Source organism: Kribbella endophytica, from assembly GCF_054781295.1.
Genome location: NZ_BAAGUR010000001.1, coordinates 1,291,613 through 1,304,839 on the forward strand (window position 1 = coordinate 1,291,613; position 13,227 = coordinate 1,304,839).

Below are 13,227 nucleotides of genomic sequence, written 5' to 3' on the forward strand. Positions count from 1 at the left end.
TGTCCGTCTCGGAAACCAGACGGTCAGTGGTGACCTGGCCGAAAGGCACTGAGTGGCCGTGAGCGCTTTCCGGGCCCCCACCCGCGAGAGGGGACATGGTGACGAGGGAGAAAAGACGCCCTGACCCGAGTTTCGGCCGCCGCATGGCAGGTTCTGCTTCGCTCGACGGGTAGACTGGGAGGGTTGAGAGCGCCGCACCTGCTGGATCGGCTCCGGAGCGTACTGAGGTCCCCTCAGTATCCCCCGCAGCGGGACCGTCAGGGGCGGCGTCCACTGTGCATCGATGCCCCGTTGACGCGGGGTCCGAGGAGGACAACAGCCGGTGACCGACGAGCCGACCGAGACCGACGCCATCCCGTCCGCCGACAGCACCGGCACCGAAGAGGCACCGCTGACCGACATCGTGTCCAGCGTCGTGGAGCGGGAGTACGACGCCAGCGCGATCCAGGTCCTCGAGGGCCTCGACGCCGTCCGGAAACGGCCGGGCATGTACATCGGGTCGACCGGTGAACGCGGTCTGCACCACCTGGTCTACGAGGTCGTCGACAACGCCGTGGACGAGGCCCTGGCCGGGTACTGCGACAAGATCATCATCACCCTGCTGGCCGACGGCGGTGTTCGCGTCGTCGACAACGGCCGTGGCATCCCGGTCGGCATCGTCGAGTCCGAGGGCAAGCCGGCCGTCACCGTCGTACTGACCGTCCTGCACGCCGGCGGCAAGTTCGGCGGCGGTGGGTACAAGGTGTCCGGCGGTCTGCACGGCGTGGGTGTCTCCGTCGTGAACGCGCTGTCCAGCCGGCTGCAGGTCGACGTCAACACCGGCGGCAAGGCCTACACCCAGTCCTTCAGCATCGGTGTCCCGGACGAGGACCTGGCCGAGGTCGGTCCGGCGGACTCCACCGGCACCACGATCACCTTCTGGCCCAGCCCGGACGTGTTCGAGACGACGGTCTACTCGTACGAGACGCTGTCCACCCGCTTCCGCGAGTACGCCTTCCTGAACAAGGGCCTCGAGCTGGTCATCCGCGACGAGCGTCCGGACCACACCGAGGACGGCAAGCCGGCCGAGATGTCGTTCAAGTACGACGACGGCCTGGTCGACTACGTGAAGTACCTGACCGGCATCCGCGAGACCGTGCACAACAACGTGATCGCGTTCGAGGCCGCGCAGGGCGACGACAGCCTGAGCCTCGAGGTCGCGATGCAGTGGAGCGGCTCGTTCCAGGAGTCGGTGCACACCTTCGCGAACGCGATCAACACCCACGAGGGCGGCACGCACGAAGAGGGCTTCCGGGCCGCGCTCACCTCGCTGGTCAACTCCTTCGGCGAGGACCAGGGGATGATCAAGAAGAAGGAGGACAGGCTCACCGGTGACGACATCCGCGAGGGCCTGACCGCGATCATCTCGGTCAAGCTGGGCAACCCGCAGTTCGAGGGCCAGACCAAGACCAAGCTCGGCAACACCGAGGTCAAGGGCTTCGTCCAGCGGGTGGTGAACGACCGCCTCGGCGCGTGGTTCGAGCAGAACCCGCAGGAGGGTCGCGAGATCATCCGCAAGGCGACCGCGGCCGCGAGTGCTCGCCTGGCCGCCCGCAAGGCGCGCGACCTGGCCCGCAACCGCAAGGGCCTGCTGGGTGGTGGCGGCCTGCCGGGCAAGCTGTCCGACTGCCAGTCGACCAACCCGGAGGAGTGCGAGGTCTACATCGTCGAGGGTGACTCGGCCGGTGGCTCCGCGAAGGGTGGGCGGGATCCGAAGTTCCAGGCCATCCTGCCGATCCGCGGCAAGATCCTGAACGTCGAGAAGGCCCGGATCGACAAGGTCCTGCAGAACAACGAGGTCCAGGCGATCATCTCCGCGCTCGGGACCGGCATCCACGAGGACTTCGACGAGGAGAAGCTGCGGTACCACAAGATCGTGATCATGGCCGACGCCGACGTCGACGGCCAGCACATCCGGACCCTGCTGCTGACCCTGCTGTTCCGCTTCATGCGGCCGCTGATCGAGCGCGGTCACGTGTACGCCGCCCAGCCGCCGCTGTACAAGCTGCGCTGGAGCAACGCCCCGCACGAGCTGGCCTACACCGAGCGCGAGAAGGACGGTCTGCTGGCCGCCGGCGCCGAGGCCGGTAAGAGGTTCCCCAAGGAGAACGCGACCCAGCGGTACAAGGGTCTGGGCGAGATGAACCCGCAGGAGCTGTGGGAGACCACGATGGACCCCGCCAACCGGGTGTTGCTGCAGATCACCCTGGACGACGCGGCCCGCGCGGACGAGACGTTCGCGACGCTGATGGGCGACGACATCGAGGCGCGCCGGAACTTCATCCAGCGCAACGCCAAGGACGTCCGCTTCCTCGACATCTGAGCGCCCGGCCGGCTTCGGTACGACGTACCGGAGCCGGTTCCCAGCGCCGAACTCACCGACGTACGACGTCTGAACCGAACGGGACGAGCTTCACATGACCGAGACCCCCATTTCCCCGGGACACGACCGGATCGAGCCCCTCGATCTGCAGACGGAGATGCAGCAGTCGTACCTCGACTACGCGATGGCCGTGATCGTCGGCCGCGCGCTGCCCGAGGTGCGCGACGGACTGAAGCCGGTGCACCGGCGGATCCTCTACGCGATGTACGACGGCGGCTACCGCCCGGACCGTGGTTTCTCCAAGTGCTCCCGCATCGTCGGTGACGTGATGGGTCAGTACCACCCGCACGGCGACTCGGCGATCTACGACACCCTGGTCCGGCTCGCGCAGCCGTGGGTGATGCGCGCGCCGATGATCCAGAGCCAGGGCAACTTCGGTTCCCCGGGCAACGACCCGGCCGCCGCCATGCGGTACACGGAGTGCCGGCTCGCCCCGCTGGCGATGGAGATGGTGCGCGACATCGACCAGGAGACGGTCGACTTCCGCCCCAACTACGACGGCCGCTCGCAGGAGCCGGTGATCCTGCCGGCCCGCTTCCCGAACCTGCTGGTCAACGGCTCGGCCGGTATCGCGGTCGGCATGGCGACCCAGATCCCGCCGCACAACCTGCGCGAGGTCGCCGCGGCCGCGAACTGGTGCCTCGAGAACCCGGACGCGACCCAGGAAGAGGTCCTGGCCGCGTGCATGGAGAACATCAAGGGCCCGGACTTCCCGAACGGCGCCCTGATCGTCGGCTACAAGGGCATCGACGACGCCTACCGCACCGGTCGTGGCTCGGTCACGATGCGCGCGGTGGTCGACATCGAGGAGGACGCCAAGGGTCGGACCAGCCTGGTCGTCAGCCAACTGCCGTACATGGTCAACCCGGACAACCTGGCGCAGAAGATCGCCGAACTGGTGAACACCGGCAAGATGACCGGGATCGCCGACATCCGTGACGACACCTCGTCGCGGACCGGCCAGCGCCTGGTGATCGTGCTGAAGCGTGACGCGCAGCCGCGCGTCGTACTGAACAACCTCTACAAGCACACCCAGCTGCAGGACACCTTCGGCTGCAACATGCTCGCGCTGGTCGACGGCGTCCCGCGCACGCTCAGCGTCGACCTGTTCATCACGCACTGGATCGACCACCAGATCGAGGTCATCCAGCGGCGCACCCGGTACCGCCTGCGTGAGGCCGAGAAGAACGCGCACATCTTCCGCGGGTACGTGAAGGCACTGGACGCCCTCGACGAGGTGATCGCGCTGATCCGGCGCAGCCCCGACGTCGAAGAGGCACGCCAGGGCCTGATCAGCCTGCTGGACATCGACGAGACGCAGGCCCAGGCGATCCTGGACATGCAGCTGCGCCGGCTGGCCGCCCTGGAGCGGCAGAAGATCATCGACCGGCTGAACGAGCTGGAAGCGATCATCGCCGACCTCGAGGACATCCTGGCCGACCCGGTCCGGCAGCGGCACATCGTCCGCGACGAGCTGGCCGAGATCGTCGAGAAGTTCGGCGACGAGCGGCGCACGCAGATCATCGCGGCCGACGGCGACCTGTCCGTGCAGGACCTGGTGCCGGACGAGGACGTCGTGGTGACGATCACCCGCGGCGGCTACGCCAAGCGCACCAAGACCGACCTGTACCGGACGCAGAACCGCGGCGGCAAGGGGGTTCGCGGCGCGACGATGCGGGCCGAGGACGAGATCGGGCACTTCTTCGCCACCACGAACCACCACTGGATGCTGTTCTTCACCACCAAGGGCCGCGTCTACCGGGCCAAGGTGTGGCAGCTGCCCGAGTCCGCACGTGACGCGAAGGGCTCGCACGTCGCCGGCCTGCTCTCGTTCCAGCCGGACGAAGAGATCGCCCAGGTCCTCACGCTGCGCGACTACGAGCAGAGCGACTACCTGGTGCTGGCGACCCGGCGCGGCCTGGTCAAGAAGACGGCGCTGACCGACTACGACTCGGCCCGGCAGAGCGGCATCATCGCGGTGAATTTCCGCGAGGACGACGACGAGCTGATCGGCGCCGACCTGGCCACCGCCGAGGACGACCTGCTGCTGGTCTCCCGCAAGGGTCAGTCGATCCGCTTCACCGCGAACGACGAGCAGCTGCGGCCGATGGGCCGGGCCACCTCCGGTGTCACCGGGATGAAGTTCCGCGACGGCGACGAACTGCTCTCGATGTCGGTGATCCGGGCCGGTTCGGAGGAGGACGCGCAGTACGTCTTCACCGTGACCGGAGCCGGGTACGCCAAGCGCAGCCGCGTCTCGGAGTACCGGCAGCAGGGTCGTGGCGGTCTGGGCATCAAGGCGGTCAAGCTGAACGACGAGCGCGGTTCGCTGGTCGGTGCGCTGATCGTGGTCGACGCCGACCAGGTGCTCGCCATCAAGGGCAGCGGTCAGGTCGTCCGCAGCCGGGTGGACAGCGTGCCGGTCAAGGGCCGCGACACGATGGGTGTCCGGTTCGCCGGTGTCGGCGAGTCCGACGCCGTGGTCGCGATCGCGCGCAACACCGACCTCACCATCAGTGACGAGGAGCTCGACGAAGAGGGCGAGCCTGTCACCGAAGGTGCCCAGGATGTGGACGCACCGACAACCGAAACCGCCCCTGAGAGCGTCAAGAATGATGACCAGCATTCGACTGACGTCGAGGGCACGGCTACCGTCGAAGACGACGACGCCGGCCAGGAGGGCATCTGATGACCAACCGCTCGAGGCCGAACTGGCCTGATGGGGCGGACAGCGCCAAGTCCCGACCGCCGCAAGGTGGCAACGGGAAGGCCGCGTCCACCCCACCGGCCACACCGGCCTCCAACGGTCGTACCAACGGCTCCCAGCCGCGACCGGCGACCCCGAACGGCCCTTCCGCTGATCCTCGGGCGGCGGGCCGCCCGGCGGCACAGCCCGGTACGCCGTCCCGGCCGCCGCAGCAGCCGCCGGTGCGTCCGGTGAGCAAGCAGGCTCCTTCGCCGACTTCCGCCCCGGCTCAGGCCGGGCGGCCGGCTCCTGCGCCGAGTACGCCTGGGCGTCCGGAGCAGCGGCTGCCGCAGGGCGGCTCGGCTGGCTCGGCGCCTGGTGTGACCCCGGCTCGGGCAACCGGTACGCCGGCCGCCGGCGTTGGTGCTGCGGCGAAGGTGGGCACGACTCCCGCCACCCCGTCGTACGGGCAGACCGGCAAGGTGAGCACGCCGGGCAAGGGCGACAGCTTCGGTGACCGTGTCAACGCGGCGAAGGCTGCCGTGCTGGAGAAGGCTGCCGCGGTCAAGGACGCGGCAGCCGACAAGACCCGGCCCGTCGACGACGCCGAGCCGACCGGCCGGTCGCGCGGTCAGGTCCGCAAGGCCCGGCTGCGGCTGTCCCGGGTCGATCCCTGGTCGGTGATGAAGACGGCGTTCCTGCTGTCGATCGCGTTCGGCATCGTGACCTGGGTCGCGGTGTTCATCGTCTGGTCGGCGATCGGCGCGGCCGGCGTGTTCGACAACATCAACAACACCGTCACCGAGGTGCTCGGCACCCCGGCGGCCGAGCCGTTCGACATCGAGAACTACGTCAACACAGGCAAGGTGATGGGCTTCACCACCCTGCTGGCCTGCGCCGATGTGCTGATCATCACGGCACTGGCGACGCTCGGATCGTTCCTCTACAACATCGCCGCCACGCTGCTCGGCGGCCTCGAAGTCACGCTCGCTTCCGAGGACTGAGCCGCTCCCTTCGTGACCTCCGATCGGGCCTCCTGCAGGCCCGATCGGATTTGGGAGTCGGGGCCTCGGTGCGGTAATCTCTCTCCGGTTCGACCCCGCAAGTGCGGGCCTATAGCTCAGTTGGTTAGAGCGCTGCCCTGATAAGGCAGAGGTCACTGGTTCAAATCCAGTTAGGCCCACAAAACCCTGATCGACGCCGATCCAAGGAGTCCCGGTGCTGAAGAAGATTCTGCTGGTACTGCTGGCGAGTGTCGGTGGATACTTCGTCTACAAGAAGACCCAGCAGGCCCGCGCCGAGCAGGACCTCTGGGCCGAGGCCGTCGACCCGGTCACCCCGGGCCGCTGATCACCCCCACGGGGGCGTAGCTCAACTGGCAGAGCACTGCCTTTGCAAGGCAGGGGTTAGGGGTTCGAGTCCCCTCGTCTCCACCGAGTAGTACTGCTTCCCACGCGCGGGCGTCTTCTCCCCACGCGCGCTCCGCAGCCGCCTTCCGTCGCTCCGCTCCTCCAGCCGGCAGCTACGCCCGCTCCCGCCCACCCTTGGGGTTGCGCGCTGGCGCGCGCAGTGGCGGGCTGGCGCCCGCGGCGACCACTTGCGCGCTCCGGCGGATTGGCCAGTCTTCCCTAGCCACCGATAGCCCCGCCAACCCCAGCGGCCGGAGTCTTGTTGCCACGGCTGCCGCGTGGGTCAGATGGTCAGTTCGGGTGGGAAGCCGGTCCAGTGGAGGTTGGTGGGTAGGTGCGACATGTCGTTATAGGTGAGGACTGTGGAGGGCCTGCCGGGTGTGTAGCGGAGGACTGTGAGGGCGGCGTTGCAGTGGTTGAGGGTTAGCCAGCGCCAGGCCGGGGCGTCCATGGCTTGGGTGACGAGCCAGCTGATCAGGAAGTTGTGGGTGACGACTAGTTCGTGCTGAGCCTCGTTGCCATCCACCGGGCCGGTGAACAGGTTCAGTGCTTGGCGGGCCAGGGGCGGGCCGTACTCCGCTTCCTCGTCGGTGATCTGGTCGAGGAAGCGGAGCAGGAAATCGGCGGAGTCCGCTGGTAGGTCGTCTCGTTCCGGCACCTGGGGGATGTAGTCTCCGGCGGCTTCCGAGATGTGCAGAGGGACGTTCTGCAGCAGGTCGCCGAGCAGGTGTGCGGTCTCGGTTGCCCGGGGCAGGGGGCCGTGATGGACAGCGGAGAAGGGCACGTCGCGGAGACGTTGGCCGAGGAGGAGCGCTTGGTGGCGGCCGTTCTTTGTCAGCCCGCTCTCGTCGGGCGTCGCTTCGGCGTGCCGGACTAGGTAGAGGTAGCGGGTGGCTGTTCCGGTCATTCCGAACTCCTTCGCCCACCGGCTGTGGGGCTACTCGGGCAGAGACCCGAAGCGGCGGATCTCGTGGGGCCAGCCGCAGGCCTCGGCGATCTTGCCTGCCCACAGCTTGGCGGTCTCGTCGTCGGGCACGCGTACGACGCAGAAGCCCCCCAGGAACTCCTTGGACTCGACGTACGGGCCGTCGGTGATCAGCACGTCGCCGCTGGTGGCGTCCACGCTGTAGACCGGGCCGTCCACCTCCAGTCCCCCGGCGAAGACGTAGACGCCGGCCGCCTTCATTTCGTTCACGGCGGCTTCGGCGAGCGGCCCGCGCTCGGCGATCCATTCGTCGCTGTGGTCGCCCACCCACTGCTGGTTGAAGTAGAGGAGGTACTCGGGCATGGCTGCTCCTTCGGCTCGAGCGGACCCGTTGTCCGCCGTCACCCACGCAACGAACGGCGTCCGGTGGATTCGACAGGCTAGTGAAAGAAAAGTTCTCATGGCCGTATGGACATGCGGGCGACGCGGCTTGACCTCGGGCGGATTCGGGCTGGGCGGACGGTGATCGATCCGGTGTTTCTCGGGTCGCCGTTGTTCGGGTGTGGGGCTTTGGGGGCCCGGCTGGGGTGTTCGGTGAGCGTGAAGCTGGAGACGGCCAACCCGGTACGGAGTTTCAAGGGGCGCGGGACCGAACTGGTTGCCGATGGCCTCGTTCGGAGTGGGCAGCGGCGAGTGGTCTGTGCGAGTGCGGGGAACCTGGGGCAGGCGCTGGCCTGGTCGGCTCGGAAGCGTGGGATCGAGGTCACGGTCGTGGCTTCCCGGTTTGCGCCAGAGGTGAAGCTCGACGGGATTCGAGCGTTGGGGGCTCGGTTGGAGCTCGTGGACGGGGATCACGAGCTGGCTCGGGAGCGGGCTGTCGCCATTGCGGCCGATGAGGGGATTCGGTTGCTCGAGGACAGTTTGGATCTTGAGACCTGTGAGGGTGCGGCGACCATCGGGCTCGAACTGGTGGAGAGTGCGGTGGCGTTCGACGTCGTACTGATTGCTTTGGGTGGTGGCGCGATGGCGACCGGGATCGGGCAGGTGCTGAAGGAGTTGGCGCCTGGGGTCGAGGTGATTTGTGTGCAGCCGGAGGGGGCGCCGGCGATGACTCGGTCCTGGCGGGAGCGGCGGGTTGTCACTACCGAATCGGCGGTCACCATTGCCGATGGGGTTGCCGGGCGGTTTCCGATCGCGGAGGTGCTGGACGACCTGCTCGTCGTTGCCGACGACGCGGTGCTGGTACGGGAAGAGTCGATCGTCGCGGGGGTGCGGATGATGCTGCGAGACGCGGGGCTGGTGGTCGAACCGTCCGCCGCGTTGGGGATCGCGGCGATCCTCGAGGACCGCGAGCGATTCGCCGGCCGGCACGTGGTGACCGTCGCGTGCGGCGGCAACGTCGACATGGACTCGTACTACCGGTGGATCGCCTGAGGGACCAGCAATGACCGAGCCCCGCACACCGGGGAGGTGTGCGGGGCTCGGGGTGGGTCAGGCGCCGACGTAGTCGGCCAGGTGCTTGGCGGTGAGAGTTTTGCGGGCCTTGACCAGCGCCTCGGGGGTGCCTTCGAAGACGATGTGGCCGCCGTCGTGGCCGGGGCCAGGACCCAGGTCGATGATCCAGTCGGCGTGGGCCATCACGGCCTGGTGGTGCTCGATGACGATGACGGACTTGCCGGAGTCGACCAGCTTGTCGAGCAGGGCCAGGAGTTGTTCTACGTCGGCCAGGTGCAGGCCCGTGGTGGGCTCGTCGAGGACGTAGATGCCGCCCTTCTCGGACATGTGGGTGGCGAGCTTCAGGCGCTGGCGTTCGCCGCCGGACAGCGTGGTGAGCGGCTGGCCGAGGCTGATGTAGCCGAGGCCGACGTCGGCGAGGTTCTGGAGGATCTTGTGTGCGGCCGGCGTCTTCGCGTCGCCGTCGGCGAAGAAGTCGAGGGCCTCGGAGACCGGCAGGGCGAGGACCTCGCTGATGTCCTTGCCGCCGAAGGTGTACTCCAGGACGTCGGCCGAGAAGCGCTTGCCCTCGCAGACCTCGCAGGTGGTGGTGATGCTGGCCATGATGCCGAGGTCGGTGTAGATGACGCCGGCGCCGTTGCAGTTCGGGCAGGCGCCCTCGGAGTTCGCGCTGAACAGCGCCGGCTTCACGCCGTTCTCCTTCGCGAACGCCTTGCGGATCGGCTCCAGCAGACCCGTGTACGTCGCTGGGTTGCTGCGCCGCGAACCCTTGATCGCGCCCTGGTCGACCGAGATGACTCCGTCCCGTTTCGCGACCGAGCCGTGGATCAGCGAGCTCTTGCCCGAGCCGGCCACCCCGGTGATGACGACGAGCGCGCCGAGCGGGATGTCGACGTCGACGTCCTGCAGGTTGTTCGTGCTCGCGCCACGGATCTCGAGCTTGTCGGTCGGCGTACGGACCTCCGCTTTCAGTTCGGCGCGGTCGTCCAGGTGCCGCCCGGTCAACGTGTCGGCGGAACGCAGTCCCTCGACCGTGCCCTCGAAGACGACCTGGCCGCCCGCCGTACCGGCGCCGGGCCCGAGGTCGACGACGTGGTCGCCGATCGCGATCGTCTCGGGCTTGTGCTCGACGACGAGGACCGTGTTGCCCTTGTCGCGCAGCTGCAGCAGGAGCTCGTTCATCCGCTGGATGTCGTGCGGGTGCAGCCCGATCGTCGGCTCGTCGAAGACGTACGTGACGTCGGTCAGCGGCGAGCCGAGGTGCCGGATCATCTTCGTGCGTTGGGCTTCACCGCCGGACAGCGTGCCGGCCGGGCGCTCGAGGCTCAGGTACCCGAGGCCGATGTCGACGAACGAGTCGAGCGTCTCGCCGAGCGCCGACAGCAGCGGCGCGACCGACGGCTCGTCGAGCTTGCGGACCCACTCGGCCAGATCGCTGATCTGCATCGCGCACGCGTCGGCGATGCTGATCCCCTTGATCTTCGAGGCGCGCGCCTCCGGCGTGAGCCGGGTGCCCTCGCACTCCGGGCAGGTCGTGAAGGTGACCGCCCGCTCGACGAACGCGCGGATGTGCGGCTGCATGGACTCGACGTCCTTGGACAGGAAGGACTTCTGGATCTTCGGGATCAGGCCTTCGTAGGTGAGGTTGACGCCGTCGACCTTGACCTTCACCGGGTCCTTGTAGAGGAAGTCCTGCAGCTCTTTCTTGGTGAACTTCTTGATCGGCTTGTCCGGGTCGACGAAGCCGGACTCGGCGTACACCCGGACGGTCCAGAAGCTGTCCGACTTCCAGCCGGGGATCGTGAACGCGCCCTCGGACAGCGACTTGTTCTCGTCGTACAGCTGGGTCAGGTCGATGTCGGACACCGAGCCACGGCCCTCGCAGCGCGGGCACATGCCGCCGGTGATGGAGAAGCTGCGCCGCTCCTTCACGGTCTGCCCGTGCTTCTCGATCTTGACCGCGCCGGCGCCGCTGATCGAGGCGACGTTGAACGAGAACGCCTGCGGCGACCCGACGTACGGCGTGCCGAGACGGCTGTACAGGATCCGGAGCATCGCGTTGGCGTCGGTCGCGGTGCCGACGGTGGACCGCGGGTTCGATCCCATCCGCTCCTGACCGACGATGATCGCCGTCGTCAGGCCTTCCAGTACGTCGACCTCGGGGCGCGCCTGCGACGGCATGAAGCCCTGGACGAAGGTGCTGTAGGTCTCGTTGATCAGCCGCTGCGACTCCGCGGCGATCGTGCCGAACACGAGCGAGCTCTTGCCCGAGCCGGAGACACCGGTGAAGACCGTCAGTCGGCGCTTCGGCAGCTCGATGCTGACGTCCTTGAGGTTGTTCTCGCGGGCGCCGTGCACGCGGATCAGGTCGTGGCTGTCGGCGTCGTACGCCGGGCGGCCAGGGGCCTTCTTCGCGGCTGCCTTGGTGGCTCTGGGGGGCATCGGTGCTCCGTCGGTCAGGTGGTCGGCGGGTGAGGTCGGAACCGGGTCAGGCCTGCTGGTTGATGCGGACGTGGTTGCCGGCCGGGTCGCGGAAGGCGCAGTCGCGGATGCCGTACGGCTGGTCGGTCGGCTCCTGGATCACCTCGGCGCCGGTGGCCTGGACCTTGTCGAACAGGCCGTCCAGGTCCTTGGTGGACAGGACGATCGTGGCGTAGGTGCCCTTGGCCATCATCTCGGTGATGGTGCGGCGCTCGTCGTCGGTCAGGCCGGGGTCGACGAGCGGCGGGGAGAGCACGATCTGGGTGTCCGGCTGACCTTCCGGGCCGACCGTGATCCAGCGCATCGTGCCCTGGCCGACGTCGTTGCGGACCTCGAAGCCGAGCGTGTCGCGGTAGAAGGCGATCGCGGCGTCGGGGTCGTCCTGCGGCAGGAAGCTGGCGTGAATTTTGATGTCCATGACGGTCACGCTACTGGCGGCCAGGCCTGCGGTGCTTCTTGATTCCTGATCGGTCTGGAGACCTTCTTGGTGATGCAGGACGGCGGCTCGACCGGCGGGCGGACCTGCTGGCGGTAGGCGCTCGGCGGCATCCCGACCAGCTCGGTGAACCGGGTGCTGAAGGTCCCGAGCGAGGAGAACCCGACCTGGAAGCAGACGTCGGTCACGCTCACGTCGCCGCGCCGCAGCAGGGCCATCGCGCGCTCGATCCGGCGCGTCATCAGGTACCCGTACGGCGCCTCGCCGTACGCGAGCTTGAACTGCCGGCTCAGGTGCCCGGCCGACATGTTCACCCCGCGGGCCAGTGCCTCGACGTCGAGCGGCTGCGCGTACTCCCGGTCGATCCGGTCCCGGACCCGGCGCAGCAGCTTGAGGTCGCGCAGCCGCTGCGTCTCGTCCGAGGTGCTCACTCTCGGAATGGTGCCATCGCCGGGGCGCACGGTCGAGCGCCGAGCCCGCGGCCACTGTCGGCACTGCCGATTGATGTTGCCTTGGGCACCGATAGGGCGTGTCAGTTCGACTACGGATTGTCACGGGGTGACCACCGTTTGCTTGCGGGTGCGTGCAGATGTCCGGAAGGGGCTGGCGAGCGGGTGCCGCCTCGATGGAACGTCTGATCTGGAAGCGAACGAGGGCGAAGAACCACTGACGTTGTGTTTCGCGCGGGGTCCGGACGGGCGCGCGTGGGCCGGTTGACGACGGAGGATCCGGATACGTGCTCGAGACCTATCGCGGCATCCCGCACCTGCTGGACACGTGGCTCGTTCTCACCGGGATGGCGATCCCGATCGCCCTCTCGGCGGTACGGCGGCGTGGTGACCGGCTCGTCCCCCGGCTGGCGTCGTTGTTCCTGCCGGCCTCGTTCGCGCTCGTGCTGGCGGCGACGCTCAGCCCGACGGCGAACCACGGCGGGCTCGGGGTCTGCGGCACGCACCTGACCACGACCGGCGGGCTCACCTCGCTCCAGGGGCTGCTCAACGTGGTGCTCTTCGTCCCGGCCGCGGGCATGCTCACGCTGGCCAGTGGGCGTCCGGCCGACGGGATCGCGGCGGGCATCGGCCTGTCCGCCTCCGTCGAGGCCGTCCAGGCGCTGGTCCCCCAGCTCGGGCGTTCGTGCCAGGTGCACGACCTGATCGCGAACACGCTCGGCGCCTTCGCCGGGGTCGGGCTCGCGGCCGGCGTACAGGCGTTGAACCGGACGCGGCCGCTGACCAGTCCCGAGTACGTCGTGGAGCACGCCGCGCTGCTGACGATGCGCGGGCGGCCGCCGGCGCGGCATCGGCGGACCGATCTCCCGGCCCGGCCTGCGATGATTCAGCGGACGAGTCGGCTCCGGCCGGTCGCTCGGCTGCGCTGAGTCACCGATTCCGTCGTACGACGGGCTGGAAGACA

The 13,227-nt window shown here is 68.3% G+C and carries 11 protein-coding genes and 2 tRNA genes; 8 read left to right on the forward strand and 5 right to left on the reverse strand.

Annotated elements, in window-relative coordinates; translation table 11 throughout:
* Positions 1-322 precede the first annotated feature (322 nt).
* The 6 genes from gyrB (at position 323) to ACYVIO_RS06230 (ending at position 6,541) form a co-directional block, all read left to right on the forward strand.
* Positions 323-2,362: a DNA topoisomerase (ATP-hydrolyzing) subunit B gene (gyrB, locus tag ACYVIO_RS06205; RefSeq protein ID WP_460649677.1), complete on the forward strand. Its 2,040-nt coding sequence runs from the start codon at positions 323-325 to the stop codon at positions 2,360-2,362.
* A gap of 157 nt (positions 2,363-2,519) precedes the next feature.
* Complete coding sequence (gene gyrA / locus ACYVIO_RS06210; RefSeq protein WP_460652063.1) at positions 2,520-5,111, forward strand: DNA gyrase subunit A; 2,592 nt, start codon at positions 2,520-2,522, stop codon at positions 5,109-5,111.
* On the forward strand, positions 5,111-6,112 hold the full coding sequence (locus tag ACYVIO_RS06215) for a DUF3566 domain-containing protein (RefSeq protein ID WP_460649678.1): 1,002 nt from the start codon (positions 5,111-5,113) through the stop codon (positions 6,110-6,112). The genes gyrA and ACYVIO_RS06215 overlap by 1 nt, the downstream gene beginning before the upstream one ends.
* A gap of 105 nt (positions 6,113-6,217) precedes the next feature.
* Positions 6,218-6,291, forward strand: a tRNA-Ile gene (locus tag ACYVIO_RS06220).
* A 35-nt stretch (positions 6,292-6,326) separates the two neighbouring features.
* The gene (locus ACYVIO_RS06225) at positions 6,327-6,458 is read left to right on the forward strand and encodes a DLW-39 family protein (protein WP_420488750.1); all 132 of its coding nucleotides are present in this window, start codon (positions 6,327-6,329) and stop codon (positions 6,456-6,458) included.
* 10 nt (positions 6,459-6,468) lie between these two features.
* Positions 6,469-6,541, forward strand: a tRNA-Ala gene (locus ACYVIO_RS06230).
* Between the two features lie 259 nt (positions 6,542-6,800).
* Here ACYVIO_RS06230 and ACYVIO_RS06235 read toward each other — a convergent pair.
* Together ACYVIO_RS06235 and ACYVIO_RS06240 are read right to left on the reverse strand one after the other, a co-directional pair.
* The gene (locus ACYVIO_RS06235) at positions 6,801-7,424 is read right to left on the reverse strand and encodes a histidine phosphatase family protein (RefSeq protein WP_460649679.1); all 624 of its coding nucleotides are present in this window, start codon (positions 7,422-7,424) and stop codon (positions 6,801-6,803) included.
* Between the two features lie 30 nt (positions 7,425-7,454).
* Entirely contained in the window at positions 7,455-7,805 is a 351-nt protein-coding gene (locus ACYVIO_RS06240; RefSeq protein WP_460649680.1) for a YciI family protein, read from the reverse strand.
* A gap of 105 nt (positions 7,806-7,910) precedes the next feature.
* Here ACYVIO_RS06240 and ACYVIO_RS06245 point away from each other — a divergent pair, with 105 nt between their 5' ends.
* Entirely contained in the window at positions 7,911-8,876 is a 966-nt protein-coding gene (locus ACYVIO_RS06245; protein WP_460649681.1) for a threonine ammonia-lyase, read from the forward strand.
* Between the two features lie 57 nt (positions 8,877-8,933).
* Here ACYVIO_RS06245 and ACYVIO_RS06250 read toward each other — a convergent pair whose 3' ends face one another.
* The 3 genes from ACYVIO_RS06250 to ACYVIO_RS06260 are packed head-to-tail and all read right to left on the reverse strand — an operon-like array spanning position 8,934 to position 12,245.
* The gene (locus ACYVIO_RS06250) at positions 8,934-11,339 is read right to left on the reverse strand and encodes an ATP-binding cassette domain-containing protein (RefSeq protein WP_460649682.1); all 2,406 of its coding nucleotides are present in this window, start codon (positions 11,337-11,339) and stop codon (positions 8,934-8,936) included.
* A 46-nt stretch (positions 11,340-11,385) separates the two neighbouring features.
* Entirely contained in the window at positions 11,386-11,796 is a 411-nt protein-coding gene (locus ACYVIO_RS06255; RefSeq protein WP_460649683.1) for a VOC family protein, read from the reverse strand.
* Between the two features lie 5 nt (positions 11,797-11,801).
* A complete protein-coding gene (locus ACYVIO_RS06260; RefSeq protein ID WP_460649684.1) occupies positions 11,802-12,245 on the reverse strand; it encodes a helix-turn-helix transcriptional regulator in 444 nt (147 codons plus the stop codon).
* 305 nt (positions 12,246-12,550) lie between these two features.
* Between ACYVIO_RS06260 and ACYVIO_RS06265 the strand changes: the two genes are divergently transcribed.
* Positions 12,551-13,192, forward strand: coding sequence for a VanZ family protein (locus ACYVIO_RS06265; protein WP_460649685.1), 642 nt, complete (start codon positions 12,551-12,553; stop codon positions 13,190-13,192).
* Positions 13,193-13,227 lie beyond the last annotated feature (35 nt).